Annotated in this window: 22 protein-coding genes and 1 tRNA gene; 20 read left to right on the top strand and 3 right to left on the bottom strand. The window is 59.7% G+C overall.

Annotated elements, in window-relative coordinates; all coding sequences use genetic code 11:
* Window positions 1–6 precede the first annotated feature (6 nt).
* Genes M2375_RS19580 through M2375_RS19570 form a run of 3 tightly spaced genes read left to right on the top strand, consistent with a single transcriptional unit; the run spans window position 7 to window position 7,757 of the window.
* Window positions 7–3,120 carry an efflux RND transporter permease subunit gene (locus M2375_RS19580; RefSeq protein ID WP_259169696.1) on the top strand — a complete coding sequence of 1,038 codons (3,114 nt, stop codon included), beginning with the start codon at window positions 7–9 and terminating at the stop codon, window positions 3,118–3,120.
* Complete coding sequence (locus M2375_RS19575; protein WP_259169695.1) at window positions 3,117–6,311, top strand: efflux RND transporter permease subunit; 3,195 nt, start codon at window positions 3,117–3,119, stop codon at window positions 6,309–6,311. The genes M2375_RS19580 and M2375_RS19575 overlap by 4 nt, the downstream gene beginning before the upstream one ends.
* A gap of 3 nt (window positions 6,312–6,314) precedes the next feature.
* Window positions 6,315–7,757, top strand: a complete 1,443-nt coding sequence (locus tag M2375_RS19570; protein WP_259169694.1) for an efflux transporter outer membrane subunit — start codon at window positions 6,315–6,317, stop codon at window positions 7,755–7,757.
* Window positions 7,758–7,775: 18 nt separating this feature from the next.
* On the opposite strand, the gene M2375_RS19565 is transcribed toward M2375_RS19570, so the two are convergent.
* Window positions 7,776–8,873 carry a DNA/RNA non-specific endonuclease gene (locus M2375_RS19565; RefSeq protein WP_259169693.1) on the bottom strand — a complete coding sequence of 366 codons (1,098 nt, stop codon included), beginning with the start codon at window positions 8,871–8,873 and terminating at the stop codon, window positions 7,776–7,778.
* A gap of 538 nt (window positions 8,874–9,411) precedes the next feature.
* Between M2375_RS19565 and M2375_RS19560 the strand changes: the two genes are divergently transcribed.
* Window positions 9,412–9,702, top strand: coding sequence for a hypothetical protein (locus M2375_RS19560; protein ID WP_259169692.1), 291 nt, complete (start codon window positions 9,412–9,414; stop codon window positions 9,700–9,702).
* A gap of 1,201 nt (window positions 9,703–10,903) precedes the next feature.
* On the opposite strand, the gene M2375_RS19555 is transcribed toward M2375_RS19560, so the two are convergent.
* Entirely contained in the window at window positions 10,904–11,599 is a 696-nt protein-coding gene (locus M2375_RS19555; protein WP_259169688.1) for a S24 family peptidase, read from the bottom strand.
* Between the two features lie 31 nt (window positions 11,600–11,630).
* Between M2375_RS19555 and M2375_RS19550 the strand changes: the two genes are divergently transcribed.
* The 16 genes from M2375_RS19550 to M2375_RS19475 all read left to right on the top strand — a co-directional run bounded on the left by M2375_RS19550 (window position 11,631) and on the right by M2375_RS19475 (window position 26,274).
* On the top strand, window positions 11,631–12,131 hold the full coding sequence (locus tag M2375_RS19550) for a hypothetical protein (protein ID WP_259169687.1): 501 nt from the start codon (window positions 11,631–11,633) through the stop codon (window positions 12,129–12,131).
* Window positions 12,128–12,403, top strand: a complete 276-nt coding sequence (locus M2375_RS19545) for a helix-turn-helix domain-containing protein (RefSeq protein ID WP_259169686.1) — start codon at window positions 12,128–12,130, stop codon at window positions 12,401–12,403. The genes M2375_RS19550 and M2375_RS19545 overlap by 4 nt, the downstream gene beginning before the upstream one ends.
* The gene (locus M2375_RS19540; RefSeq protein ID WP_259169684.1) at window positions 12,400–13,359 is read left to right on the top strand and encodes a hypothetical protein; all 960 of its coding nucleotides are present in this window, start codon (window positions 12,400–12,402) and stop codon (window positions 13,357–13,359) included. Before M2375_RS19545 ends, M2375_RS19540 begins: the two co-directional genes overlap by 4 nt.
* Window positions 13,356–13,817, top strand: coding sequence for a hypothetical protein (locus M2375_RS19535; RefSeq protein ID WP_259169683.1), 462 nt, complete (start codon window positions 13,356–13,358; stop codon window positions 13,815–13,817). Before M2375_RS19540 ends, M2375_RS19535 begins: the two co-directional genes overlap by 4 nt.
* A gap of 109 nt (window positions 13,818–13,926) precedes the next feature.
* Window positions 13,927–14,382: a hypothetical protein gene (locus M2375_RS19530; RefSeq protein WP_259169681.1), complete on the top strand. Its 456-nt coding sequence runs from the start codon at window positions 13,927–13,929 to the stop codon at window positions 14,380–14,382.
* Window positions 14,383–15,112: 730 nt separating this feature from the next.
* Window positions 15,113–15,760, top strand: coding sequence for a phage tail protein (locus M2375_RS19525; protein WP_259169679.1), 648 nt, complete (start codon window positions 15,113–15,115; stop codon window positions 15,758–15,760).
* A gap of 99 nt (window positions 15,761–15,859) precedes the next feature.
* Complete coding sequence (locus M2375_RS19520; protein WP_259169678.1) at window positions 15,860–16,243, top strand: phage tail assembly chaperone; 384 nt, start codon at window positions 15,860–15,862, stop codon at window positions 16,241–16,243.
* Window positions 16,243–16,584 (top strand): DUF1799 domain-containing protein, encoded by a 342-nt coding sequence (locus M2375_RS19515; protein ID WP_259169673.1) that lies wholly within the window; start codon window positions 16,243–16,245, stop codon window positions 16,582–16,584. The genes M2375_RS19520 and M2375_RS19515 overlap by 1 nt, the downstream gene beginning before the upstream one ends.
* A 64-nt stretch (window positions 16,585–16,648) precedes the next feature.
* Window positions 16,649–21,787, top strand: a complete 5,139-nt coding sequence (locus tag M2375_RS19510; protein WP_259169671.1) for a phage tail length tape measure family protein — start codon at window positions 16,649–16,651, stop codon at window positions 21,785–21,787.
* On the top strand, window positions 21,784–22,680 hold the full coding sequence (locus tag M2375_RS19505) for a hypothetical protein (protein ID WP_259169670.1): 897 nt from the start codon (window positions 21,784–21,786) through the stop codon (window positions 22,678–22,680). Before M2375_RS19510 ends, M2375_RS19505 begins: the two co-directional genes overlap by 4 nt.
* Before the next feature lie 65 nt (window positions 22,681–22,745).
* Window positions 22,746–23,429, top strand: a complete 684-nt coding sequence (locus tag M2375_RS19500) for a hypothetical protein (RefSeq protein WP_259169668.1) — start codon at window positions 22,746–22,748, stop codon at window positions 23,427–23,429.
* Window positions 23,430–23,441: 12 nt separating this feature from the next.
* Window positions 23,442–23,747: a hypothetical protein gene (locus tag M2375_RS19495; RefSeq protein ID WP_259169666.1), complete on the top strand. Its 306-nt coding sequence runs from the start codon at window positions 23,442–23,444 to the stop codon at window positions 23,745–23,747.
* A 308-nt stretch (window positions 23,748–24,055) separates the two neighbouring features.
* The gene (locus tag M2375_RS19490) at window positions 24,056–24,712 is read left to right on the top strand and encodes an SGNH/GDSL hydrolase family protein (protein WP_259169663.1); all 657 of its coding nucleotides are present in this window, start codon (window positions 24,056–24,058) and stop codon (window positions 24,710–24,712) included.
* A gap of 58 nt (window positions 24,713–24,770) precedes the next feature.
* The gene (locus tag M2375_RS19485; RefSeq protein WP_259169660.1) at window positions 24,771–25,109 is read left to right on the top strand and encodes a hypothetical protein; all 339 of its coding nucleotides are present in this window, start codon (window positions 24,771–24,773) and stop codon (window positions 25,107–25,109) included.
* Window positions 25,106–25,738 carry a glycoside hydrolase family protein gene (locus tag M2375_RS19480; protein ID WP_259169656.1) on the top strand — a complete coding sequence of 211 codons (633 nt, stop codon included), beginning with the start codon at window positions 25,106–25,108 and terminating at the stop codon, window positions 25,736–25,738. Before M2375_RS19485 ends, M2375_RS19480 begins: the two co-directional genes overlap by 4 nt.
* On the top strand, window positions 25,735–26,274 hold the full coding sequence (locus M2375_RS19475; RefSeq protein WP_259169655.1) for a hypothetical protein: 540 nt from the start codon (window positions 25,735–25,737) through the stop codon (window positions 26,272–26,274). Before M2375_RS19480 ends, M2375_RS19475 begins: the two co-directional genes overlap by 4 nt.
* 310 nt (window positions 26,275–26,584) lie before the next feature.
* Here M2375_RS19475 and M2375_RS19470 read toward each other — a convergent pair.
* Window positions 26,585–26,669: transfer RNA gene (locus tag M2375_RS19470), tRNA-Leu, on the bottom strand.
* Window positions 26,670–26,692: the final 23 nt, after the last annotated feature.

Below are 26,692 nucleotides of genomic sequence, written 5' to 3'. Positions count from 1 at the left end.
TGAGCGATGAGTCCTTCCCGTCCCTTTATCCAGCGGCCGGTAGCCACGGCCTTGCTGATGCTGGCCATTGTGCTGACAGGCCTGGTGGGCTTTCGGCTGCTGCCGCTGTCGGCGCTGCCTGAGGTCGACTACCCGACGATCCAGGTGCAGACCCTGTACCCGGGGGCCAGCCCCGAGGTGATGAGCCGCACGGTGACCGCGCCGCTGGAGCGCCAGCTCGGCCAGATGTCCGGGCTGGACCGCATGTCCTCGAACAGCGCAGCCGGCGTCTCGATCGTCACCCTGCAGTTCCAGCTGGGCCTGTCGCTGGATGTGGCCGAGCAAGAGGTGCAGGCGGCGATCAATGCCAGCAGCGCGCTGCTGCCGGCCGATCTGCCCGCGCCGCCCGTGTATGCCAAGGTCAACCCGGCCGATACGCCGGTGATGAGCCTGGCCATCACCTCCAAGGAGCTGCCGCTCACCGAGGTGCAGAACATCGTCAACACCCGCCTGGCGCAAAAGATCAGCCAGGTCGCAGGGGTCGGTCTGGTCAGTCTGGAAGGCGGACAAAAGCCTGCCATGCGCATACAGGCCAACACCCAGGCGCTGGCCGCCAATGGCATCACCCTGAGCAGCTTGCGCACTGCCATCAGCAATGCCAATTCCAACAGCGCCAAGGGCAGCTTTGATGGCCCCAAGCGCTCCTACTCGATCAACAGCAATGACCAGCTGCTGACCACGGACGACTACATGAACCTGGTAGTCGCCTGGAAAGGCAATGCCCCGGTGCTGATGAAGGATGTGGCGCGCGTGGTGGCCAGTGCCGAGAACGACCGGCTTGCGGCCTGGGTCGACGAGACCCCGGCCATCATCTTGAACGTGCAGCGCCAGCCGGGTGCCAATGTGATTGCCACGGTCGATGCCATCAAGCAGCGCCTGCCCGAGCTCACCGCCTCCTTGCCCGCGTCGGTCGAGGTCAAGGTACTGACCGACCGCACCACCGGCATCCGCGCGTCGGTCGAGCATGTGCAGATGGAGCTGGCGCTGGCCGTGGTGATGGTGGTGCTGGTGATCTTCTTCTTTTTGCACAGCCTGCGCGCGACGGTGATTGCCAGCCTGGCCGTGCCGATCTCGCTGATCGGCAGTTGCGGGGCCATGTACCTGCTGGGCTACAGCCTGAACAACCTGAGCCTGATGGCCTTGACCATTGCCACCGGCTTTGTGGTGGACGATGCCATCGTGATGATCGAGAACATAGCCCGCTATATCGAAAAGGGCGAGGCGCCAATGGCCGCCGCCCTCAAAGGCGCGGCGCAAATCGGCTTCACCATCATCTCGCTCACCGTCTCGCTGATCGCGGTGCTGATTCCGCTGCTCTTCATGGGCGACATCGTGGGCCGATTGTTCCGCGAATTTGCCGTGACCCTGGCCATCACCATCCTGATCTCGGCCGTGGTATCGCTCACCTTGGTGCCGATGATGTCGGCGCGCTGGCTCAAGCAAGAGGACACGACGGCGCATACGCGCGGCTGGGCTGCCTCGGTGCAGCGCGGTTTTGACAAGGTGATCCACCACTACGACCGGGGCCTGCACTGGGTGTTTCGCCACCAGGCGCTGACCTTGGTGGTGGCGGTGGCCACCGTGGTGCTGACGGCGCTGCTGTACCTGGCCATTCCCAAAGGCCTGTTCCCGACGCAGGACACCGGCCAGCTCAAGGCCCAGATTGAGGCGGCGCAAGAGGTGTCCTTTGCCCGCATGAGCCAGCTGCAGCAGCAGGCCGTGAGCGCCATCTTGCAGGACAAGGATGTAGCCTCGGTCAGCTCGGTGGTGGGGGTGGATGCGGCCAACAACACCATGCTCAACACCGGCAGCCTGTCGATCAACCTGACCCGCCCGCATGATGCGCAGGACGAGGTGATGCAGCGCCTGCGCGAGCGGGTGGCGCAGATAGCCGGTGTGCAGATCTTCCTGCAGCCGGCGCAGGATCTGACCATTGACTCGCAGACCGGCCCCACCGAATACCGCTTGTCGATTGGCGGGGTGAACACCGATCAGGTCAACCAGTGGACGCAAAAGCTCGTCACCCAGCTGCAGAACCTGGGCGAGGTGCGCAATGCCACCAGCGATGCCGGGCGCCAGGGCCTGTCTGCTTTTGTGAATGTGGACCGCGATACCGCATCGCGCCTGGGCATCAGCGCCAGCAGCATTGATGACACCCTGTACAGCGCCTTTGGCCAGCGCATTGTCTCGACCATCTTTACGGAGACCAACCAGTACCGCGTGATTCTGGAGGCGCAGCAAGACCAGCTCAACAGCGTGCAGACCTTGGGTAACCTGGCCATCAGCGCCAGCAGCACCGGTGCCACACCGCTGTCGGCCATTGCCAGCATTGAGGAGCAAATGGCGCCGCTGCAGGTCACCCGTGTATCGCAGTACCCGGCCGCCACCTTGGGCTTTGACACGGCGCCCGGCGTGTCGCTGGGCCATGCGGTCGATGCCATCAAGCAGGCGGCCAAAGATATCGGCATGCCCGCGTCGCTGACCATGGAGTTCATGGGCGCGGCTGCCGCTTACCAAAACTCGCTCACCAGCCAGCTGGTGTTGATTCTGGCCGCGCTGGTCTGCGTCTACATTGTGCTGGGTGTGCTGTATGAGAGCTATGTGCACCCGCTCACCATTCTCTCGACCTTGCCGTCCGCTGGGGTGGGCGCCTTGCTGGCCTTGATGATCAGTGGCAACGACCTGGGCGTGATCGGCATCATCGGCATCATCTTGCTGATTGGCATCGTCAAGAAGAACGCGATCATGATGATCGACTTTGCCATCGATGCCGAGCGCAACCAGGGCATGGCGCCGCAAGAGGCCATCCACCAGGCAGCCTTGCTGCGCTTTCGGCCGATCTTGATGACCACCTTGGCTGCGCTGTTTGCCGCGCTGCCGCTGATGTTTGGCTGGGGCGAGGGTGCCGAGCTGCGCCGCCCGCTGGGCCTGGCCATTTTTGGTGGGCTGATGCTCAGCCAGCTGCTGACCTTGTTCACCACGCCGGTGATCTACCTGGTGTTTGACCGCATCGGTGCGCGCATCGGCCGCCGCCAACACCCTGACGGCAACGGCAACGGCCCCGCCGAGGTGCAGGCATGAACCTGTCCCAGCCCTTTGTCAAACGGCCGGTGGCCACGGTCTTGCTGACCATCGGCATCGCGCTGGCGGGTATTGCAGCGTTCTTTGCGCTGCCAGTGGCGCCGCTGCCGCAGGTGGATTACCCGGTGATTTCGGTCTCGGCCAGCCTCTCGGGCGCGAGCCCGGAGAACATGGCCTCCAGCGTGGCCACGCCGCTGGAGCGCCATCTGGGTGTGATTGCCGGGGTTAACGAGATGACCTCGCGCAGCTCCACCGGCTCGGCCAATGTGACCTTGCAGTTTGACCTGAACCGCGACATCAACGGTGCTGCGCGCGAGGTGCAGGCCGCCATCAATGCCGCGCGCAGCGATCTGCCATCAGACCTGCGCAGCAACCCGACCTACCGCAAGATGAACCCGTCGGATTCGCCGATCATCATCTTGGCGATGACCTCGCCCACGCGCACGCCGGGCGAGCTGTATGACGAGGTCTCCAACGTCGTGAGCCAGCGCATCTCCCAGGTCGATGGTGTAGGCGATGTGGAAATTGGCGGCGGCTCGCTGCCCGCCGTGCGGGTGGAGTTGTTGCCCCAGGCCTTAAGCCACTACGGCATTGCCACCGAAGATGTGCGCGCCGCCATCCAGGCCGCCAATGCCAACCGGCCCAAGGGCGCCATCGAGAGTGGCGGCAACCGCCTGCAGATCTACACCCCAGCACCGGAGCGCAAGGCCAGCTGGTACCAGGGCCTGGTGGTGGGCTGGCGCGATGGTGCGGCCGTCAAACTGGGCGATGTGGCGCGGGTCATCGACGGCCCGGCCAATGTCTACACCATGGGCCTGTTCAACGGCCAGCCGGCCATTTTGGTGCTGATCACGCGCCAGCCCGGCGCCAACATCATCAACACCGTGGACAACGTGCGCAAGCTGCTGCCCGAGCTGCAGGCCCAACTGCCCAAGGATGTGAAGATCCAAGTGGCCAGCGACAGCACCAACTCCATCCGCTCGTCGCTGCGCGAGATCGAGACGACCTTGATGGTGTCCGTTGTGCTGGTGGTGCTGGTGGTGGGCGCCTTTATCCGCAAGGCACGGGCCACGGTGATACCGGCAGTGGCCACCGTGGTGTCCCTGCTGGGCACCTTCGGGCTGATGTACCTGCTGGGCTATAGCCTGAACAACCTGAGTCTGATGGCGCTGACGGTGGCCACCGGCTTTGTGGTGGACGATGCGATTGTGGTGCTGGAGAACACCAGCCGCCACATTGAACAGGGCATGGACAAAATGGCCGCCGCGCTGCAGGGCGCGCGTGAGGTGGGTTTTACCGTGCTGTCCATCAGCCTGTCTTTGGTGGCGGTGTTCATCCCGCTGCTGTTCATGGAAGGCCAGATCGGCCGTTTGTTCAAGGAGTTTGCGGTCACCTTGTCGGTGGCGGTGATGATCTCCTTGGTGATATCGCTCACCACCACGCCGATGATGTGCGCCTGGTTTTTGCGCAATGAAGATGCCATTGAGACGGCACCACGCGGCCGTTTTGCCCGCGCGCTGGAGGGTAGTTACAACGCCATGCTGCGGGTGTACGAGCGCTGCCTGGATTGGGCCTTGCATGCCAAGACGGTGGTCATGCTGATCTTGGTGATCGTCATCGCGATGAATGGCTACTTGTTCATGCATGTGCAAAAGGGCTTCTTCCCCCAGCAGGACAACGGCCAGCTGGCGGGCGGCCTGCGCGCTGACCAGAGCATCTCGTCTACGGCGATGGCCGGCAAGCTCAAAGAGGCGCTGGCCATCATCCAGCAGGACCCGGCCATCGACACAGTGATTGGCTTTGCTGGCGGCAGCCGTTCGGGCGGGGGCTTTGTGTTTATCAACCTCAAGCCAGTGAGCGAGCGCGATGTGACCAGCTTGCAGGTGGTGGCGCGGCTGCGGCCGCAGCTGGCGCAGATCACCGGGCTGCGCGTGTTTCTGAACCCGGTGCAGGATTTGCGCATGGGCGGGCGCTCGTCCAACTCCACCTACCAGTACACCATCAAGAGCGACAACACCGCCGACATGAAGAAATGGGCCACGCGCTTGGCCGAGCGTTTGAAAGAGGAGCCCTTGCTGCAGGATGTGGACACCGACCAGTCGGAGAGCGGCGTCGAGGTCTATGTCGAGGTGGACAAGCAGGCGGCCGCGCGCCTGGGGGTGAACGCCAAGTCCATCAACAATGCCCTCTACAACGCCTTTGGCCAGCGCTCGGTGGCCACCATCTACAGCGATCTGAACCAGTACTCGGTGATCATGGAATGGGCGCCGGAGTACACGCGCGGGCCACCGGCGTTGCAGGATATCTATGTGCCATCCAACCTGAGCGGCACCGAAGGCACGGCAGCCAACCCGGCGCAGCGCAGTGCATCGACCGGCAGCGTGATCAGCACAGCGGTGGCGACCATGGTGCCGCTGTCGAGCTTTGCCAAGGTGGTGGAGCGCCCCGCGCCCACCAGCGTGAACCACCAAGACGGCGAGCTGTCCACCACCATTTCCTTCAATCTGGACGATGGCGTGGCCTTGGGCGAAGCCCAGCAGGTGATTGCCCAGGCCGAGGCCGATATCGCCATGCCGATCAATGTGCGCGGCAGTTTCCAGGGCACGGCGCTGAGCTTTCAGAAATCGCAAAACCAGCAGCTGTACCTGATCCTGGCGGCCATTGTGGTGATCTACATTGTGCTGGGCATGCTCTATGAAAGCCTGGTGCATCCGATCACCGTGCTGTCCACCTTGCCATCGGCGGGGGTGGGCGCGGTGATTGCGCTGATGCTGTTTGACATGCAGTTCACGGTGATTGCGCTCATTGGAGTCTTCCTGCTCATTGGCATCGTGAAGAAAAACGCCATCTTGATCATTGACTTTGCGCTGGAGGCCGAGCGATCGCGCGGGCTGTCTGCCATCGATGCGGTGCGCGAGGCCTGCCTGCTGCGCTTTCGTCCCATCCTGATGACCACCTTGGCCGCTGCACTGGGGGCCTTGCCACTGGCCATTGGCTTTGGCCAGGGCTCGGAGCTGCGCCAGCCGCTGGGCATTGCCATCATCGGCGGCCTGCTGGCCAGCCAGCTGCTGACCCTGGTCACCACGCCGGTGGTCTATGTGCTGCTGGACAAACTACGCCGCCGCGCGCCCAACGAGCGCGACCTGGGCCGTGCCCCCACCGATGGCGCGCCCACACCGGAACACGGATAAGCCATGACGCAATCTTTTGAATTCTCCACCCCTCTTCGCGCGCCCATGCTGCGCAGCCTGGCTGTGGCGCTGTGCTGCGCAGGCCTGCTGAGCGCCTGCTCCGTCGCGCCCGTCTACCAGGTGCCCGCAACGCCGGCGCCGGCCAGCTTCAAGGAAGCCGGCGCGCTGTGGCAAAGCGCCCAGCCCAATGATGGGGTGGACCGGGGCGACTGGTGGACGCTGTTTGGCGACGAGCCGCTCAACCAGTTGGCCGCGCAGGTGCAGATCAACAACCAGAACATTGCAGCGGCCGCTGCCGCTGTGCAGCAGGCCCAGGCGGCCTTGCGGGTGGAGCAGGCCGGTTTGATGCCCACGGTCAACGGCACGCTGGGCCAGACGCGCCAGGGTGGTAGCCAGTCCAGCGGCAACGGCAACGCATCGCTGGGTATCAGCGCTGCCTGGGATGCGGATCTGTGGGGCCGGCTGCGCGAGTCGGTCAGCGCGGCCCAAAGCAGTGCCCAGGCCAGCGAGGCCGATCTGGCCGCTGCGCGGCTGTCGGCCGTCGGCAGCCTGGTGCAGAACTACTTCAGGTTGCGTGAGGCCGATGCCGAGATGCAGATCCTGCAGCAATCGATCGAGGGCTACCAGCGCAGCTTGCAGATTGTGCAAAACCGCTACGCCGTGGGGGTGGAGGCGCGCACTGCCGTGTTGCAGGCGCAGACCACCTTGACGAATACCCAGGCCAGTGTGGAGTCCCTCCGCCAGTCGCGCCAGACCTCGGAGCATGCGATTGCCGTGCTCACTGGCCAGGCCCCGGCGCAGTTTGATCTGCCGCCAGCGGCCTGGAATGTGACCGTGCCGCAAGTCCCGGGCGTTGTGCCCTCCACCTTGCTGGAGCGCCGGCCCGATATTGCTGCGGCCGAGCGCGCCGTAGCCGCTGCCAATGCCCAGATCGGCGTGGCCCAGGCCGCCTACTACCCGAGCCTGAGCCTGAGTGGCTCCTTGAACCGCTCCGGATCGAACATTGGCAACCTGTTCAGCGCCTCGGGCCTGCTGTGGTCCTTGGGCGCATCGCTGAGCCAAAGCATCTTTAACGCCGGGGCCACGACGGCGCAGGTGGATTCTGCCCGCGCTGCCCACGCAGCCCGCAGCGCGAGCTACCGCCAGTCGGTGCTGTCGGCCTTCCAGGCGGTCGAGGATGTGCTGAGCAATGTGGCAGCCCTCAACGCCCAGCGGCCCTTGCTGGCGCAAAGCCTGGATTCGGCCGAGAAGGTGGAGCAGCAAATGCTCAACCGCTACAAGCAAGGCCAGGTGCCGTACACCGATGTGGTGACGGCCCAGGCCACGGCCCTGTCCGCGCGCCGGGCGCTGATCCAGCTGCAGCTGAACCAGCAGCTGGCGGCGGCGCAGCTGATCCAGGAACTGGGTGGCGGCTGGCATGCCGACTGGATGAAGCCCGACGCTTAAAGCTTCCGGCGAGGGCGCTCAGTGCAGATGGGGCAGAAAATTGCGCCCCGTCCGCTGCACAAACTGGGCGTAGCTCATCGGCGCGCCCAGTTGCACATCGGCCCGGTTGGGCAGCACCCAGGCCCAGGCGCGCTGCTGCTGCTCATCAAACACCAGCTTGTACAAATGGCTGGGCACCCAGACCTGGTTGCGGCCAATGGTAGTAGGGGTCTGGCCTTCGAACAGCGGGCCGGTGTAGACAAACACATTGCCGCGCGCGCGCTTGGCGTACTTGCGCACATCCGCTTCCAGCTTGGACCAAACCTGGCGGTTGTGCGTTGGGTCCTGCGGCACCATGTTGGACAGTGCAAACGACTGCGCCATGCCGTTGGCCGTGCTTTGGTCGGCCGCAGGCGCCATGTGGCCACGGTCATAGCCGCTGGCTTGGTAGTCAGCCAACTCGGCCTTGTAGGCGGCGCGCAGGCGCGCATCTGCATAGAAGCGGTCGGTGCGCTGCAAGCCGGCTGCGCTTTGCAGCCGCTGGCGGCTCAGGCGCTCTACCGTCACGATGGGGGTTTTGGACAGCCCCGAGTACAGCACCGCAAAGCCGGTGGAGCACAGCGTCACGGGCATCCAGTTGCGACCTACGCTGGCTGCGCTGAGCGGGGCACTGGCGGGCAACTGCTCGGCGCACTCGGCAAATCCCTGGTTGGCCTTGTCGCTGCTGGCCCGGCTGGCGTTGGGCTGGGCGGTAGCCGGTGAGGCGGGAACGGGTGGCAGGCCTGAGTGCGCGGCACCGGCGTCTGCACCGCCGCCCCGGCTTTGCCGGGCAATCTCTATAAAACGCCCCTGCCAGTCTGCAGCGCTGTCTTGGATGCGCTCCAGCCAGTGCTGCGCGGTTTGCACCGGTGCCTGGCGCTGCAGCCATTGGCTGCTGCTGCTGATGGCCCATTGGCGGGCCTGGTCGAGCTGCGGCACATAGGCCGCCGATGCCAGCGCTGCGACGGCACTGTAGGTGGCAATGGCCCCTTTGCCGACCAACCCGCGCAAGAAGCTGCGCAGCAGCCCGGGGGCGGACTTGGATGCTTTTTTCTTTTTAGCAGGGCGCTTGGCGGAACGGGGAGGAGGGCAGGCCATGAACTACAACAACCGGGGCATGCCAGCGCCTGGCAGCAGAGCAATACAACTGCAGTATTGTGGCGCAAATTGCCACCTTAACCTTAAAAAATGCTATGAATTTTTAAGCTAACTATTCATCAATATAGGTGCTTTCAAGCTAGATGATGCAGATTTCATCGTTTCCCGGGCACTGTAAAAAAATATGGCAGATGTTGCGCTGTAGAAACCCGGGGTGCTGGAAGCGCCCCGCATCGCCATAGGCGCTGCTCCGGCGGCGCCCCATTCAAGCCTGCAAACAGAAAAACCCCCGCATCTTTCGCGAATAGCAAACAACTGCAAACTCCCAGTTATAGCTAAGCACAAATAGATTTAATCGAATATGATATAGCTATCAATTATAGCTAAGTGTTAGCGCAGAGTTAATCGCTGTCGCCGTTCTGTAAAATACCGTTCGTGCCCCCAAAGATAAATAGGGGCAGAAGTTTTCATGGCGGCGCAGGTAATGGGTGGTGAATAGTATTTGCCGCCCCTAATTCGCAAAGACAATATTTACTCAATGTACACCCCTGTCTACGTGTATTTGTCGTCAGAGCCGTTTTCGAAGATAAAACTCAAGCCGACCAGCCATTTTGGCGTGTACAGAACGGATCCCATCAAGCTCGTGGTCAATGAAACCACGGTGGCGACCTACCAGTATGTGCGCCTGGACCGGGTATTCAACAAGATTTTTATCTACGATATCCATTTGCGACGTGATGTGGGCAGTCTGGGTCTGGGCCAGTTCTATGATGAGCAAATGGGTGGCCGTGCTAAATCGGGTGGGGATAATAATGCAGGCGGACTTTAAACCGGCTATCGCATTTACCCAAAAGGTCTAAGCCCAGCACTGCTTCTTGTAGCGTTGGCTTTTTTAGCCTGGGGTGTGCGCTTATGCGTCAATGCCGTCTACCCCTGGTTCGGGGCTGGCTAGGGCCAATGACCGCCTTTAAGCGACCCCCGCGAAACCGCTGCTGACTGCGCTGTTCCCTTTAAGCTGGTTCAGCCCAGAGTGCATCATCGTCTGCACCGACTGCAAACCGCAGGCTGCAACGCTGTTCCTGGCGGGCAGCCTGCCGGACCTGGCAAGGGATGGCGCGCGAACGCGGGCGCTGTCGAATAGCAGGCATTCCAATATATTTGTAACTTAATCTAACATTCATTGTTGTTGGATGCGACAGTATGTTTCTTTGTGGGCATCGCCTCTGCTTAAGGAAATGTCTGTTGTTCCGCCCCGTCGCATGCTGACGGAGCCGATCCCCGCCCATCTCCCGTCACGCCAGGAAAAAGCAACTTTTGGGCTTCGCGGCCGCAGTCTGCGACTATCTCGAACCCGGAGTTGAGTTGTTCAATTGCCGCTGGCGCTGCTGCGTCTCCGGTGCCTGCAGCCCCGGCGCCTCCTGAAAATAATGTCGGCCAGCGCTTCGTTCCACCCCGTTCTCCGGGAAGGTCTTTCAACGGCAAAGGGCGTGGCTTTGAGGCGCGGGTGGCAGAGCCGGTCGCTCAAGGCCTCTGGATAGCTGCAGACCGTCTCAAGCAGCAATCCGAAGAGGATGATCAGACAAACAACCGCAGCCTAATTTAGAGTACTAAAAATATCATTTTTTATAAAATGAGTACTTTAGATATCATAATTTCCCACTTTTGGCTTTGATGCTGTGGTGTCAGCGCTTGCAGGCGCGGCATCTTGCGCCGTTGAGAAAGCATGATCGGGGTATTAGATATTTTTCTCAACGGGCGTCCGTTGGAGGGGCATGTCGGTCAACCGTCAGCAGGCCAGATCGCTTCATTCGCTGTCAGATAAACCATGGTTCATAAGAGAAATGAACTTTAGTCTATGTTGTATTTTTAACTATGGTTCATTTACTACGGAGTAGCCCTGTGCCCAGCCCATGCGGTGGCTCATGAGGCGGCGATGGTCGCCGCCTTCTCTTCAGCAGGCGCCCAGGATGGCGGCCTGATGGTGGATTCACGGTGTCGGTGCGAACTGCAGCGACCGCACTCGATACTGTTCAGAGCTTCTGTCCGTTCCAGGCCCACAGCACACGTCCGCGCACATCCAATTGCTCTCGACCGTCGAGCAAATCCGAGGTTTTGATGCTGGGGTTGTCACTGCTGATCTCGAACTGTCCATCCCAGCGTTGCCGCACACGTTTTACAAAAAGCCGGTCATGGGCGCACAGGACATAGACCCCGTCGATGTCGACCAGACGAATAGCCGTGTCGACAAGCAAGATATCCCCATCGTTGAAGGTACCTTTCATGGAGTCGCCATAGCCATGGATGAAGCGCAGCGCCTGCACGCTGGAGGGCTTGACCCGCTGCGTTACCCACTCCTGGGAAAGCTTCAGGTCGCCGGTCAATACGTCGTGCTCCAGCAGCTCTGACCCTGAGCCCATTGATGCGCTGTTGGACAGCACGGGCACGGCGATGGTAGGGCGCCCAGGAATCGGGGCAGGAGAGAGGTCTCTGTAAGGCGTCACAGCATTTGAGCGCGACATCGTGCCTTCGCCCAGCGCCAGCCAGTCGGACGACACATTGAGCAGCTGCGCTGCCCGTGCGCTGTTCTCCGCCGTGAGGGCCTTGGTGTTGCCATCCAGAACCTTCTTGATGGCCTGATAGGACACGCCCAGCCGGTCTGCCAGATCGGCTGTTTTCATCTCTGCAGTAGTCATCGCCTGAACCAGGCGGTCTTTGTAGTCAACCATGGTTTAAATCATCGCCGAAATTTCCTAAACTATGGTTGCTTTTTTGCCTGAACTATGGTTAAATTATTGCATGTCCATACGCAAGTCACAAGCCATCGAGGTTCTGGGCGGCACCGTCGGTGCTGCGGTGCAGACCATGCCGATCATCGACAACTCCGGGAACAAAGGGTTGGACGATACCTGCTGCCACATCGCAAAACCCAACAGTGGCCGACCGGCCATCACAGATGTGGGGCTGCATGACGTAGGGGGCCAGAGGGCCAATACCGGGGCTGGCTGCTGCGATAGCTCGGAGCGTTGTGCTGTTGGCAGCGAAAGGGTGCTGCCTGCAGGTGCCTTTGCTTCAGGTGGCGGGCAGGCTCCCAATGCCTTCAGCCGTCCGTTGCAATCCATCGCCTCCACATTCAGCCAGAAGCGTGTCTCCAAGACCGTTGATCGCAATCCCAGATACCTCGGCTACTTCATTGAGAGCGGGGCCCAGGCCGAGGCCTCACACACCAAGACCCAACGCATTTTGAAAGGAGCACTGTGATCAACAAGGTCCGAGCCAATGATCCCATGAGCAGTCTGAGCGCTATGCAGCGCTCGGCCAGGTTTGCTGGCAAGCATGCCACCCGAATCATGGCGGCGCTGCGCGATGAGAAATCGCTGACCGCCGGCGAGATGGCGCAGTGCACCGGGATGACGGTCGAGCAAATCTGCCGCCGCTTGCCCGAGCTTGAGCGAAGCGGTCTTACCCAGGTCGTGCAGTTCGAGCAGGCCGACCTGCTGCGCGACGGCTACCGCGTATGGGAGGCCGTATGAGCATGCAGCTGCCTTGGTTTCGTGCCTACACGGAGATGGTTGATGACGAGAAGCTGCGCCTGCTTGCCTTTGAGGACCGCTGGCATTTCATGGCGCTGCTGTGTCTCAAGGGCCGAGGTGTTTTGGATGATGCCGGCCCTTTGATGATGCGCAAGGTGGCCGTCAAGATGGGTATTGACACCCGAACCTTGGAAGAGGTGGGTCGCCGCCTGGCCGAGGTGGGTTTGATCGACCAGGAGAGCCTGCAACCCTTGCGTTGGAACACACGCCAGATGCGCAGTGACAGTGATCCCACGGCCGCCGACCGCAAGCGCCGCCAGCGCGCCAAAGCCAAGGAGGCTGCCCCTTTGCAGCCCGAGACGGATCGGTCACGCGTGATGGAGGGCGATGTCACGCGTACAGAGGGAGAGACAGATGCAGATACAGAAGCAGATACAGAAGCAGACCAAGAACCCCATGAAGAAAAAGCAGTGAAGGCAAAGACGGGCCCTGGTGTTGGTCACGCTGCAGCGGCTGGGCAATCCCACAAGGCAAAAGCTGCCACGCGCCTTGCGGATGGCTGGGTTTTGCAGAAGACCTGGTGTGACTGGGCGCTGCAAGCAAGGCCAGATCTGACGGAAGAAGATGTGCGTACGCAGGCCGAGGTGTTTGCCGACTTCTGGCATGCCAAGGCCGGTGTAGACGCCAAAAAGCTGGACTGGCTGGCGACCTGGCGCAACTGGGTTCGCCGCTGTGAAGTCCGCAAGCCTACCGCGCGATCTGCTTATGGGGCGCAGCAGCACTGCGGCGAGACCAGCTACCAGCGCAGCATGCGAGAGCGAGCCCAGGAGGCGGTTCCGTCCATTGCCCGGCAAGCGCCAGAAGCATCGCCCGCCGATTTTTTCAAAAGCCGGGCCATTGAGGTCGCGGCCAGGCGCATTGAGCGGCCACAGAAAAGTATCGGGAGTGAAGCATGAGCTTGCCAGTTGCATGGATAGACAAGATTTTCACCAAGCTCACCTTGGTGTATGGGCGCGACTTTCTGGGCCGATGGGAGGGGTTGGACCTCAATGCCGTCAAGTCCGATTGGGCGCATGAGCTGGCGGGCTTCGAGCGATTTCCGGAGGGCATTGCCCATGCATTGACGCACCTGGATCTGGTCAAGCCACCCACCGTGTTTCAGTTCCGTGATCTGGCGCGCAAGGCACCCGTGTCCCAGGCCCGGCAACTGCCCGCTCCCCCAGCATCGCAAGCCGTCGTTGCCGAACAGCTCAAGCGTTTGGTGCCGCAGCTCCAACGCGGGCAGGCGCAAGCAGGCAAGGGATGGGCACACGCGATCCTCAAGCGCGTCAAGGCAGGCGAGAGGGTCAATCCGACCACGGTCCGTTTTGCGCGTGAGGCGGTGGACACCGATGGGAGGCAGGCATGGTCTTGACCCCCATCCAAGGCGAGCGGATTGCGCCAGGAAGCTGCACCGACTTATACCTCTGCGCATGCAGACCCCGACTGAACCCAGCCAACACGAAGCCATTGAAGGAGCAAGCATGAGCAATACAGCAGAGCGATACACGGCCGCGATACGTTCCCGCGATCTGTCGGACGAGTCGCACCGCATCGGGCAGGTGGACCTGATCAGAGCCAGCGGGATGAGCAAAGCCAATGTTGCCTTGCATTACCTGCGGATCATCACCAAACCCAGCAGGGTGGATATGGAGCGCATGTACACGGCCTTAGTCGAGTACGCAGGAGCCAAGAAGCTGGCCGATCCTCAGGATGCTGCCCTTGAGGCCATGGCCTGGTTGTTGGACCAGAAGTGCAAGCCATGCCAGGGAACGGGCCTGACGGCCAAGGAGGGCAAGACCTACAAGTGCCTCAAATGCAAGGGCGCGATGCTGGCCAAAGAGCCCAGCCGCAAGGACGTGCAGTTCCTCATCGACTATGTGATGGACTGCAAAAGAACACACAGCAATAACTTGAATAAGTTGTTGCAGCCGGGCTGAAACTGTGGTATTCTCGTAATCGTTTAGACAGTGATGCGAAAGACGCAAAAGCGGCACCCGCTAACCGCCTCAACCCTGAACCACTTGCAATGCTGTTGCGGCATTGCAAGGTCTTAGATGGCGGAGCTATGCCGCCAGCCCTCCAAGCCTCGCCCAGTGCGGGGCTTTTGCGTTTCTGGCTTTTGGATATGTTTGCTGGCCGCTGTTTCTCAAGCAGGGCTTGGAGTATGCGCTGTAGGCCGCCGGCCTCCACCACCGGATTCTTACGTTCTGGCTTGGTGTTCAGCAGTCTTGTCATCTCAACGTCTTTGCCCGCCTCATGCGGGTTTTTTCATGTCAGCTGCAACAAGCGCGGCCCGCACCCGAGTGGTTTGACGGTGCGGTATCTCCTGCTGAGAGCTTCCCAGTGCTTGAAGAAGCGAACAGCAGCCCCAGCCCACAAGGGTTGTCTGATGGGGCATCCATGCCGGGGCCGGCCATTGCGCTGGCCCTTTTAGTTATCGCAGGGCAGGCGCTGCGCAGGCCTGAGCGATGCACCAGCAGCCTAGCGCTTGCGATTATTCAAGACAGAGCCCATGCAGTCCTTGTTCCGTCAACGGTCAAGGGTGGTGGGGACTCTTCAAACCACCGCATACCGCCGAGAGGCGGTTTTTTTGTGCCCGACGAGGGCGAAACCGATCCGCGCTGCGATGCAGCTGACGGATTTTTCTTTTTTTTGAAAGGCCCAACCATGGCTTATGAAGTATCGACCGGCACCCGCTTCGCAATCTCGACGGGATTTGGCGCTCCTGTCTCGGTGACCACCATCTCCAATGCAGCGCCTCCTGTAATTGCAGCCGCGGCCCATGGCCTGAGCGCTAAGGACCCTTTCCTGCTCAACACCGGCTGGGAGGATATGAACGACTCCATCTTGCGAGTGGGCTCGGCCACCACGGGTGCCATCACGCTGGAAGACGAGGACACCACCGATTTGATCCAGTTCCCCGGCGGCTCGAGCGCCGGCACCGTCCGTGCCATCACCGGCTGGACCGAGCTGCAGCAGGTCAGCGAAATCAGCCCCACCGGTGGTGAGCAGCAGTACGCCGAATTCGCGCCGCTGTCGCAAAAGTACGGCATCAAGATCCCCACGACCCGCTCGGCAATGAGCTGGGAGCTGACCTTCGGCTGGGATCCTACCTTGCCGGGCTACAAGGCGGCGGTGAATGCCTCGCGCGCCAACCGCCTGGTGGCCATCCGCATGGCCCTGCCTAACGGCGGCTCGATCAGCTACGCCTATGGCTACATCAGTGTGCAGGAAACCCCCGTGGTGGCCTCCAACGCAGTGACCACCGGCAAGCTGACCCTGTCCATGCTGCGCCCCATCAAGACCTACAAGTAAAGGTCGCCCCACCCGTCTTGAAAGATCAAGGCGGGTTTTCTATGCCCGTCAGGTAGCACCTGTACGGGCTTTTTTTGTTTTAGAAGAAGGAAATTCATCATGGCGAAGTCTCTCGCATCGTTTGCACCTACTCCCACCTTCAAAGGCACTGCCGATGTGCCCGTTGCAGGCAAAGGTCCGCAGCCCCTGGGCCTGACCTTTCGCTTCCATGACACCGAGGCCATGAAGGCGCTGTCCGCCGAATTCACTGCCTTGCAGGACAAGTACAAGGCGACGGCCGAGGCCCCTCTCAGCGATGAGCAAGAGAAGGACATGCGGGTCGACCAGGCCAAGCTGGTGATGAAGATTGTGTCGGCCTGGGAGTTCAGTGATGAATTCAGCGTCGAGAACATCACGCAGTTCTTTGTGACCCATGCCTTCGCCTTTGGCGCGATCGTGACTGGCTTCTTCCAGGCTCACTCGGGCGCCAAGACAAAAAACTGATGGAGCTGGGCCGTGCGCTGTTTGGCGAACGGTCCAGTCCCCAGCAACTGGTGGCCATGGGCTTTCCTTCCGAGATGATCAAGGAACGCGAGCCCCTGGTGTGCTACCCCGACCATGAACTGGCCTACCGCTGTTTCATCGACAACGCCAGCCAGTGGCGCGCAGGCATGGGCGGTATCTACGCCCTGGACTACAACGTGATCTACACCTGGCTGGATGCCGAGGGCATCAAAAAGCGCAAGCGCAACCAGGTGATGCGTGAAGTGGGCTTGCTGGAGCGTGGCGCGCTTGAAGCGTTGCAAACGCGCAGGGAAGCACAGGAGCGATCCCGCCAGAAATAGCCCACCTCGGTGGGCTTCTCTTTTTCTACGCTCGCCTCGGCGGGCCATTTCTATTGGTGCTGCTATGGCTGATCTAGAAAAAAATATCAAGATTGGTGTTGACCTCTCGGACCTCCAGTTGGGTGTCCATGAGGCCATCAACAGCATTCAGAACTTCTGGAGTTCGGTTGAGGCCGGCTCTAGTCATTCCGCACAATCGTTTCAGCTGATGACCTCGGCCTTTCAGAGCCAGTCATCGGTGATCCAGGTTGGGATCCGGGATACCCAGCGCTTTTCCGAAACCTTTGTGCAGCTGCGGCAAACGAGCCAGCTTGCCCTGAGTACCTACACCCAGGATCTGGCAAATGTGCAGAAGGAGCAAGAGAGTGCCAACGGCTCAGCCAAGCGCTGGGCCGAGTCCACCAAGGTGGTGTTCGGTCTCCTGGCGCAAGGGGCCCCCGCGTTCTTTGGCAAGTTCATCACGGAAACCATCAACGCGGAGAAGCAGCAGGCCCAGCTTGCCGCCGTGTTGAAGTCCACCGGCGAAACCGCGGGCTGGTCGCAGGAGCGACTCAACGGCATGGCTGCATCGCTGTCGAAGTCGAGCGTCTTCTCTACCGGAGAGATCACCCAGGCGCAAACGCGCCTGTTGGACTATTCCAATGTGGTCGGGCAGCAGTTCCCGCAGGCCATGCAAGCCGTGATGGATATGTCCTCGCGGATGGGTACGTCGGTGACCAGCTCTGCAGAGACCATTGGCCAGGCGTTGAATACCCCTTCTGAAGGCCTCAAAGCGCTGGCACAGCAGGGTGTCCGTTTCACCGATCAACAAAAGGAAATGGTGGCACAGTTGGAGGCCACTGGCCAGGTCAGTGCGGCTCAAGCTGTTGTCTTGGATGCCCTTCAAGCGTCATACGGTGGTGCAGCAGCTGCAGCAAGGGATACCTTGGGTGGCGCGCTGGAAAACCTAAAGAACACATTAACTGATCTGATGATTGGGGAGGGGGGGAATATTGACGGGCTGAGGGATAGCGTAAATGCACTATCCAATACCCTGTCCTCTGCTGAAACTAAGCAGGCCTTCGAGGCAATCATTGCGCTCATGGCGGCCACTACAACCGTCGCAGTTCGCTTAGTGAATACGTTGGCTCAGTTGGCTAAGGGCGATATTGCAGGCGCGTGGATGGGAGGCGATAAGCTCAATAATCCCGAAACGGCGTTAATAGAGTACGAGACCAAACTGAAGGCCCTCAAAGAGCAGCTAGCGGCTCACAGCGGGAGCTGGTTCAAGGATCTTTATTTCCGTGATGACATCGCCATTGTCAACACGCAAATTGCAAATCTGGAGCGTCAGCGTGAGATCGTCATGGGGATGATCAATACCGAACAATACGGTGATAACGCACCCAACCCCGCCGCATGGAATCCCGAGCCAGTCAAGATCTATGGTGGTGTGATTGCGGAGAACGTCGAATGGCTGAGACAGTTTGGCACTACCGCTCAGAAGGCTCAACTTGAGATCAAAGACTGGGAGAAGAGACTTGGATCTCCACTCAGCGATGAGATGAAAGCTTCGGTTCTCAAAGGGTATGAGAGTCAGGGCAGTGTCGCTAGCGGTCCTAGTCAGCAAGATAAGGCGATCGCTGACATTCGTGCTCGCACTCAAGCTGAAGAGGACCTGATCAAGCGCTTGCAGCAGCGTGCGGAGGGCGCTCAAGAAACAGGAAATGCAGATAAATTGGTCGGCGACCTTCAAGCCGAAATTGCTGACGCAACAGATCGGCGAACCAAGGCTAACTTGGAGGGGCAACTGGTCGAGGCCCAGCGCTACCAGACAGCCCAACAAGGTCGGGTTGAACTGGAAAAGCAAATCCAGGTTCAGGATGAAGCGAGCAAGAGCTATCTCAAATATATAGAGGATGTGAAAAAGTCGGCTAGTGCAGTCGGCGAACTGGCGAACAAGCAGGAAGAGGCGAATGCCAGCTTCGGGAAATCCAAGATTGCCGTCGCTGAAAAGGCGATGGAGAACGCAAGGTCAGAGGCCGATAGTAAAAGTGGGGTGCCTTGGAAGCCAGAGGTCATCGATAACTTGGAAAAGCTGGCCAGCGAGCACGAGCGCTATGTGAAATCGCTGAAAGAGGGTGCATACCTGGAGGCCAACAGCAAGTACGCTGAACAGCTTAAAACTGCCCAAGAAGAATACCAACTGCAGCAGTACAGCATGTCCCTGCTGGGCGTGGAAGAGAGCCAACGCCAGAAACTGCTGGCTGTGCGAAAGGCGGAGCTGCAGCTTGCGCGTGAGATTGAGCAGATCAAGAAGAATTCTTACGATTCCAACGGAGAACAGAACGCGATCAACGAGGCTGATCTGATCTCCCAGGCGCGAATCGCCGCGGAGACTAAGCTGCAGACGGAGTTGGCGCGCATTCAGGATCAATACGTTACGCAGCAAGCGAGCAAGTATGGAGATGTCGTCCGCCAGGGATTCGCCGACTTTCTCAATAACGGCGCTCAGGGTCTGAAGAACTTGGGCAAGTCTTTGAAGACGACCGTACTGACTTCCATTTCTGATGCTTTGTACAAGGCATTCGCGCAGAAGTTTGTGATGAACATTGGCGCGAATATCACAGGCATGATTAACAGCGGAGTCGGTTGGCTCGCTGGCTTGTTTGGTGGAGGGGCAGGTTCCGGAGCAAGCGGTGGTGGCCTGACAAACTTGCTAAGCGCGGGATCATCAGGCTACAACCTTTATACCGGTGAAGGACTTCTTGGCCAAGGGTCACGCTATGTGGCCAATATGGTTGGTTTGGGTGGAAGTGCCCCGTGGAGCGCTGCTGGAATTCAAGCTTCAGGTGCAGTGACCACGCCAGTGGCGGGAGGCGTGGGGGCCGCGGCGCCCGGCAGCACTGCCATGGGCACTTGGGGCACAGTGGGCACGATGGCTGCCGTGGTCATGGCTGCCGCCTACCTGGGCGGCATGTTCAAGGAAGAAAAGCAGGTCGGTAGCGGCCTCATGGGTGAGCTTGGTGGTGACATGTATGGCTACCAGCTGATGCGCGAAAGTGGCAGCCTGTTTGGTGGACCCAAGTACCGTTACCTGGCAGCCGAGAAGGAGATCGAGAAGGCCAATGCGCAGATCGAAACGCTTCAAGGGCAGATCGCTGCGAATCCGGATGCGAAGGAGAACGGCTACCGCGAGCGCCAACTGCAGCAGCTGTATTCGCGCGTCGAGATGCTCAAAGAGAACTACGGTACAGCCATTGAAGGCTCCAAAGGCCCCATCAAGGTGCTGCAGGATGCCTTCAAGGACATGCGGGAGGACACGGCCAAAAAGGCCGATACCCTGGGGCTGAATGGAGACGCAATCCGGGCCATGAAGGTGGCGCTGGGGCTGGATGAGATCCATCCGGACACGGGCGGCAAGGGCTTGCAGTTGACGGGCCTGTCGCAAGAGGAAGCATCGGCCAAGATCCAGCAGGCGCTCGCGCAGGCCAATGAAGAGCTGGCACGCAGTGTGCTCGGCAGCTGGCAGGAGCAGACCAGCGAAGTGACCCGCATGGTGTGGGACAACGTGCAAGTTGCCGGCGATGGTGACACCGAGCAATGGGCTCGTGTCGGCCGCCAGGTGACGGAGACGGTTACCGAGCAGATCTTCGTGATGAGCGAGTATGTGCGCACGGGTGAGACGGCAGTTGATGCCTTGACCCGCATGTCATCCAGCCTGGTCGGCGTCAACCAGATCTTTGAACTGTTTGGCTCCACGTTGCTGGAGGGTTCGCTCTCTGCAGGTGACTGGGCCAGCAAGCTGGTGGATGCGGTTGGCAGCATGGATGCGCTGACACAGGCCGCAAGCACTTATTACGATCTGTATTACAGCGATGACGAGAAGCGAAGCCGTGCGACCAAGGTGGCCAACGACGGTATGGAAGAGCGCGAGCTGGACCTGCGTGTTGGCGATGTGGATGCAAAGAAGAAGTACCGCGCCCTGGTTGACAAAGCGATTGCGGACAAGGACGAGGAGTTGCTCGCTTGGCTGCTGCAGTTTGCGGATGATTTTGCCAATGGCGTTGATGCGGTAACTGCGAGCTTGGAGGACGGCACTAACGCGCTTGTTGCGAAGCTGCAGGAGATTCAGCAGATCCGCGAGGAGACGCTGTCAACGTTGGGGCTGTCCATGGATGGCCTGGTCGATGGCTTCATCAACGAGATCAACGAGGGTCGGGGTGCACAAGCCGGAGAATGGTTGGCAGACACGATTGCTGTCGGCTTTGAGCAAGCCATTTATGGGCAGGCGATCAATACCATCATGTCTTCCATCATTGATGGCGTCATCACACCAGTGGTGACTGCGGCGATGACGGGCTCCGCTGTGTCGGGCTTGGTGAGTGGTGCAGCGATTGATTCGATGATGGCCAACGCCAGGGCTGCAGCAGCAGCGCTGAAAGCGCTTTTGAGTGATGAAGCGTTCAAGTCCATGATGGACGACACGATTGCGCTCATTCGCGATATTGGTAATGACGTCGGTGGCGTCATTCCAAAGATGTCCACCTATCGCCCTGCTGTTCAGCAGGTCACCAAAGCCTATGAATCGTCGACTTCGGCAGCGGAAGCCGCAGCGAAGGCTGCTGAAAAGCTGAGGGATGAGTGGTCCAAGTTGATTGACACCATGAGCAATGAGATGAAGCGCCTGCGTGGAGAGTTGCTGGGTGCGACAGAAGACAAGGGTGCTGCGTACTACGAGTCCATGTTCGCAATCAAGACTGCTCAAGCCAGATCTGGAGACCAGGACGCCGCCGCAGAACTGCCTTCGATCATCCAGGCGCTGGAAGAGCTAGCAAAAGCCAGTGCAATGTCTCAGGCCGATGTCTTGCTCAAGCAGTCGGCCTGGCTGGCATCGTTGGCCGATACGAGGAACTTCCTGGCCAATAAATACGGCGTCGATATCGGCGATGTGAAAACCGCAGAGGTGGGCGCTGCGACTGCAGGGCGCGTGGTCCAGGCGAGTGGCAACACTGCTTTGCTCAGCGCGCTGCAGGCTTCGAGCGACAACCCGGTGTTGGTGGCGGAAGTGCGGGCCCTGCGCTTGGCACTCGACAACCACGACGCCAACCGCAAGGCCGAGGCCACGGTCGTCGTGCCTGCCGTGCAGCAACTCAACAAGACGCTGCGCATGTGGGATGCCGATGGAATGCCTGCAACACGTACACAGGAGGAAAACGCATGACAGGATTGAGAACCGTCAGCCCGCTGGAGATCAGCGATGGCGTGATCGTTGCGCAACCGCCCGTGGAAGACACAGCTGCGGCCTGGGCGGCCGGCGCCTGGCCCGCAGGTGCTAGGGTGCGCTACCAGCATCTGGTCTACCAAGCCGGGGCGGATATCAACGACAGCATTCCGCCGCCGGACAACCCAACGCTCTGGATCAAAGTCGGGCCCACCAATACGTGGGCCCTTTTTAATGGGCGCACGTCGCAGAGCTCCAAGTTCAATGCGACGGCGTCCTACCGCTTCCGATTTGGGCGTGCGGTGGATGCCGTATGTGCCATGGGCATGACCGATGTGCACTCCGTTCGGGTGCGCGTGCTGGACCCGACTTACGGCACCGTCTATGACAAGGCGCTCACCGTTGGCCTTGCGCCAGAGACCGCCGATTGGTGGGAATGGCACTTTGGCGAGTGGACACCAACGGGTGTGCTGGGCCTCTTTACCGGGCTGCCGGCATTCCCGCAAGCGGATGTGCTGGTGGACTTCGTCGGTACGACCGATATGGAGGTCGGCAACCTCATCCTCGGCAATGCCAAGGAGTGGGGCCTGGGTGTCGAGATCGGGGCCTCGGTGGGTATCCAGGATTTTTCCCGCAAAGAGCTCGATGAGTTCGGCAACCGTGTGCTGGTCGAGCGCACCTACATCGGATGGGCGGATATGTCTGTGCCCATCCGGCGCGCAGAAATCATGGCCATCAAAAACTACATGACCAAGAACCGGGCCAAGCCCATTCTGTTCCTGGGCTCTCAAGACATTGAGGCTCTGAACGTATTTGGTATCGCCAAGGATTGGTCAGTCGCTATCGAGTACCACGACTACTCGATGTTTGCAATTCAACTTGAGGAGGTGTGATGCCTTTAGTCGTTCTAACCCCTATTCCCGCCTATCCCCCAGCGCCACAGCCCACGGATGACCGTGTGAGTTTCAGCACCAAGGCCTTTGCGCTGGCGGCTTCATATGAGCCGCAGCGGGTGGCGTTCAATACCACATTAGGGCAGGTTAATACCAATGCCGAATGGGCACAGACCAAAGCACAAGAGGCACAGGATGCTGCGGCTGCTGCGGAGCAATCTGCCAGCAATGCCAATGCCAGCCGCATTGCTGTGGATCACGCAGTCAATGATGTGAGCGAAGCCCTCGAAGCCATCAAGGTAGGCCCCGTAGCATCCGTCAACGGGCGAACAGGTGTTGTGGCTGGTTTGGCTGAGGCTGCCACCACCCTGGCCGGCTATGGGATCACTGACAGCGTAGTTAACCAAATCAACGGCAAGCGGGGGACGGTCACGCTCCGTGATCACGATATTTGGCGGACGGAGCATTCTGCTGTGGGGAACAACGGACAGATGCTCCAAGGTAGTACCAGCTATTCGCTTTACACGGTAAGTGCCTACTCGCGCGTGCTGCCTGATCGCCCTGAGATTGGCACACGCATCCGGCTTCACAACCTGCATGGGACTTGGGGTAATGCTTTATTCACCTTGATGCGGCCCCGAGTCAATGTAACTGTTAATAATGTGGCGGAGAATGTCATTTTTGACAATGGTCGCCTTCCTTTTGTAACCCTGGAATATATCTGGGAAGACGCTTGGACTTTGGGTTAAGGAGTAATAAACATGGCATCTTTAAATTCTTTGCTTTTGGGTGGCGTAAAAAGTGTTCAGCGTGGAACTATTACATTTAGCTGGAGTTCAAACTCGCCTACTGTTGTAGCGAATATAACACCGGTAAATCCTAGCAAATCCTTGCTTATTACTACCGGTTGGACTTGCAGCGCTGGGACTGCTAGTCCAAATAATGCAGCTGATCAGCCACGTATAGACCTAATAAATGCGTCTCAGATTCAAGCGACTCGTATGAGAAGTGGTTCTTCGGCAAATGTGAATACTGATATTTCTTGGCAATTAGTGGAGTTTTACTGATTATGTTTGCCTTAGGCTTTTTTTGTTTATCTACTTGGGTGCTTTGTAGTGCGGTGTGATTATTCGGGGCTGGCTGCACTTAATTTCTAATTTGTAAGAGATTTGGGTATTTTGGCAACTTCTGATTCCGAGTGCTGTGATGGTTGAAAATGTAGCACCTTATGCTGATTTTGTAGAGCTTCAAAACGATAGAGCTCATCAATATATTGCTCAATAATTGAGCAGTTCTATGTTGGCGTTAATTTCAAAGTGAGGAATGGTGGAAATGTGAAGTGTCTGACTATTCATCTGCTATGAAGGAACCACACATGAAATTTAAAGAACTACTCTGCAAAATCCTGCGCAAATTTTGCGTACGCTGCTGTCCCTTATCAGTAGAGCTAAACGGGGACAGCATTCTATTTGGCTGGGGCTGCGAGAGCACGCCAGCGATGCAGATGCGCATGCAGCGTCCTCAATGGGCGCTGACAGATCGCAATGCTTGCGGTCTGCGGATGGCGGACTTCATGCAGGGCTACCAGGAGCCGTTTCCTGGTGCGCCTCTCGACATGTATCCCGCAGGTCCGCAGCCCGCGTTCAAGGATGCGCCGCACCAGGCGCAGGTAATAGTGCTTGGCCTTGGCCTGAATGACTCTTACGGTTATCTATCGCCAGAGGCCTACCGGCAGCAACTGCTCGATGCGCTGGTGGTCATTCGCAGTGGGGGCGCCGTTCCCGTATTCACAGGCCTTGTGCCTATTCCCAGTGGTTACTATGACCCTGGGCAAGATGCCAATCTTCTGGCCTTCCAGCAAGTAATGCGCGAAGTGGCGGATGCACAGTGCGTCATCCATGCGGGTTGGGATCAGGAGTACCAAGGCGAAGGGGACCTGCAGGACGACCATATCCATCGCAGCCAAGGCGCGACGGGCCGCCTGGCGGCCCGCTTGATCGCAGCCATTGACCGCGCGGCAAAGTGCGTTTGACCTGGCTGTACCACCCATGACCCGCTTCGGCGGGTTTTTTTTATTTTTAGGAGGCCTGATGCAAAGCACAGATATCAGCATGCCGATTGCTAAGGCGACCAGTGCTGTCACCTTGGCCACGGCAGCGCAGACCGATGTGGCGGACAAGCTGGCCCAGGCTGCCACCGTCAACGCCAGTGCGCAGACCTGGCACTGGGTGAACGCCATTCCCTGGGGCACTATTGCCTCCATCGTGGCGGCGCTCTACACCTCATTATTGATTTGTGAGTGGTTCTGGAAAAAGCTCTGGCGCCCGGCTTTCGAGCGCTGGGGGTGGATGGCGCCGCACAAGCAGACGGTCAACATGACGCTCGATGAATACCAGCATCCGAGCGAGACGCCCAGGACGGCGCCATGAGCCGCGTGCCCAATGCACTGCGGGTGGGGCTGATGGCCTTGGCTGCGCTTGTGGCAGGCGGTGGCGGCTATATGGTGGCTGAGCGCGACCAGGTTGCCGCCCAAGCGATGGCCGAGCAAAGCCACTACATCCAGGCAGTTGCGGCTGACACCGGTACTTCGGATGCCGCCAAGATCGCGATGGTCATGGGCAGCTATTACGAAAGCAGCTATCGCCACATCGGCAGGCCCTATTTTGACCAGCTGGGCAAAGGGGCGCCGCTGACGGTTTGTAATGGAATCACCGGGCCTGCAGTGGTGGCCGAGCGCTATTACTCATCGGCTGAATGCTATGGGCTTGAAAAGTCCAGCTACCGGGCATCAGAAGCCGCTGCAAAGCGGCTTTTTCGTTTTTGGGAGCAGTACACGGCGCTGCAGCAGGCGGTGTTTATCGACTTCATCCACAACAAAGGCGAGGCCGCTTTGGCGGGATCGACCCTGCTGCGCAAGGCCAATGCGGGGGATGTGGTGGGTGCCTGCCGAGAAAACCTGCGCTGGAACCGGGGCACGGTCAACGGTGTGTCGGCGGTGCTGCCTGGCCTGCAGAGCCGGGGCGATGCCAACGGCGAGATCTGCGAGGCGGGCTTATGACCATGCAGATCAAGCTGATCCTGGTGGCCACCATTGCCGCGCTGGCTTTCTCGGCTGGATGGGCGGTCAAAGGCTGGCAAACAAATATCCGCCTTGCAGAGCTGCGCGCAGACCAGGCGCGAGATCTGGCCGCACGGGCTGAGGGTGCCCGCAAAGACGAAGCCCAAACCGCCCAATTGGAGAGCAAACATGCCCAAGATACGATCTACAACGCTGACAAGCTGGCAGCCTTTAAGACTGGCATTGATGTGGATGTGCGTGCTGAGCTTGCCCGTGCTGAGCGGCTGCAGCGCAGCGCCGACCGCAGAGCCGCCACTTATCGCGCGCAAGCCCAGGCCGACGCCGCTGCCCGCAGCGATCTTGCAGATCAAGCCGCAGCCCTCGACCGCCAGCTTGCAGAAGGCCTCGGCGTGGTCGCAGAACTCGGAGGCGATCTTAGGCGGCGAGACGCGGAAGTAGCTGCGCTGTGCAGCCAGGTCAATACCGAGCGCCGGCTTGGTGGTGATGAAGGCGACAAAGCCTGCGCCGCCCCTTGATCTTTTATGCAAAGAGCCTCCCTGGCGCCATCTGGTGCCGGGGAGGCTCTTTTTTGCGTTGCTGGGGCCACGAGATGGATAAATACGCTGGCCGGGGGGCGGGAGGCAGGCTGCGTTGGAAGGAGGGCACCGTGGCTGCGGCGGACCGCCCAACACCAACGTAACAAGGGGCTTGGCCCATGGTTAGAATGTCGGCTGCTATGTTTTTTATGAAACGCGAGTTCGTTTTTATGGAACGCCACGGTTTATTGGGATCGCACACAGACAAAGAAAAAGCCGCTAAGTTGTTTAAACTTAACGGCTTTGAGTGTGGTGCCCGGGGCCGGAATCGAACCGGCACGCCTTGCGGCGGGGGATTTTGAGTCCCCTGCGTCTACCAATTTCACCACCCGGGCTGTGTCTGTATCGCAGCTCGCAA

Source organism: Comamonas sp. BIGb0152 (assembly GCF_024809975.1).
GTDB lineage: Bacteria > Pseudomonadota > Gammaproteobacteria > Burkholderiales > Burkholderiaceae_C > Comamonas.
Note: the sequence above shows the minus strand (reverse complement) of the source record. Positions and strands in the feature narration are given on the sequence as shown.

What these genes read in the sequence shown, in the direction of transcription:
- M2375_RS19515 (WP_259169673.1), top strand. Translation starts at nt 16,243, where the DNA reads ATGGAGCTGGGCCGTGCGCTGTTTGGCGAACGGTCCAGTCCCCAGCAA.
- M2375_RS19550 (WP_259169687.1), top strand. Translation starts at nt 11,631, where the DNA reads ATGGTTGCTTTTTTGCCTGAACTATGGTTAAATTATTGCATGTCCATA.
- M2375_RS19510 (WP_259169671.1), top strand. Translation starts at nt 16,649, where the DNA reads ATGGCTGATCTAGAAAAAAATATCAAGATTGGTGTTGACCTCTCGGAC.
- M2375_RS19540 (WP_259169684.1), top strand. Translation starts at nt 12,400, where the DNA reads ATGAGCATGCAGCTGCCTTGGTTTCGTGCCTACACGGAGATGGTTGAT.
- M2375_RS19580 (WP_259169696.1), top strand. Translation starts at nt 7, where the DNA reads ATGAGTCCTTCCCGTCCCTTTATCCAGCGGCCGGTAGCCACGGCCTTG.
- M2375_RS19555 (WP_259169688.1), bottom strand. Translation starts at nt 11,599, where the DNA reads ATGGTTGACTACAAAGACCGCCTGGTTCAGGCGATGACTACTGCAGAG.
- M2375_RS19485 (WP_259169660.1), top strand. Translation starts at nt 24,771, where the DNA reads ATGCAAAGCACAGATATCAGCATGCCGATTGCTAAGGCGACCAGTGCT.
- M2375_RS19505 (WP_259169670.1), top strand. Translation starts at nt 21,784, where the DNA reads ATGACAGGATTGAGAACCGTCAGCCCGCTGGAGATCAGCGATGGCGTG.
- M2375_RS19535 (WP_259169683.1), top strand. Translation starts at nt 13,356, where the DNA reads ATGAGCTTGCCAGTTGCATGGATAGACAAGATTTTCACCAAGCTCACC.
- M2375_RS19570 (WP_259169694.1), top strand. Translation starts at nt 6,315, where the DNA reads ATGACGCAATCTTTTGAATTCTCCACCCCTCTTCGCGCGCCCATGCTG.
- M2375_RS19560 (WP_259169692.1), top strand. Translation starts at nt 9,412, where the DNA reads ATGTACACCCCTGTCTACGTGTATTTGTCGTCAGAGCCGTTTTCGAAG.
- M2375_RS19575 (WP_259169695.1), top strand. Translation starts at nt 3,117, where the DNA reads ATGAACCTGTCCCAGCCCTTTGTCAAACGGCCGGTGGCCACGGTCTTG.
- M2375_RS19530 (WP_259169681.1), top strand. Translation starts at nt 13,927, where the DNA reads ATGAGCAATACAGCAGAGCGATACACGGCCGCGATACGTTCCCGCGAT.
- M2375_RS19490 (WP_259169663.1), top strand. Translation starts at nt 24,056, where the DNA reads ATGAAATTTAAAGAACTACTCTGCAAAATCCTGCGCAAATTTTGCGTA.
- M2375_RS19565 (WP_259169693.1), bottom strand. Translation starts at nt 8,873, where the DNA reads ATGGCCTGCCCTCCTCCCCGTTCCGCCAAGCGCCCTGCTAAAAAGAAA.
- M2375_RS19475 (WP_259169655.1), top strand. Translation starts at nt 25,735, where the DNA reads ATGACCATGCAGATCAAGCTGATCCTGGTGGCCACCATTGCCGCGCTG.
- M2375_RS19525 (WP_259169679.1), top strand. Translation starts at nt 15,113, where the DNA reads ATGGCTTATGAAGTATCGACCGGCACCCGCTTCGCAATCTCGACGGGA.
- M2375_RS19480 (WP_259169656.1), top strand. Translation starts at nt 25,106, where the DNA reads ATGAGCCGCGTGCCCAATGCACTGCGGGTGGGGCTGATGGCCTTGGCT.
- M2375_RS19495 (WP_259169666.1), top strand. Translation starts at nt 23,442, where the DNA reads ATGGCATCTTTAAATTCTTTGCTTTTGGGTGGCGTAAAAAGTGTTCAG.
- M2375_RS19520 (WP_259169678.1), top strand. Translation starts at nt 15,860, where the DNA reads ATGGCGAAGTCTCTCGCATCGTTTGCACCTACTCCCACCTTCAAAGGC.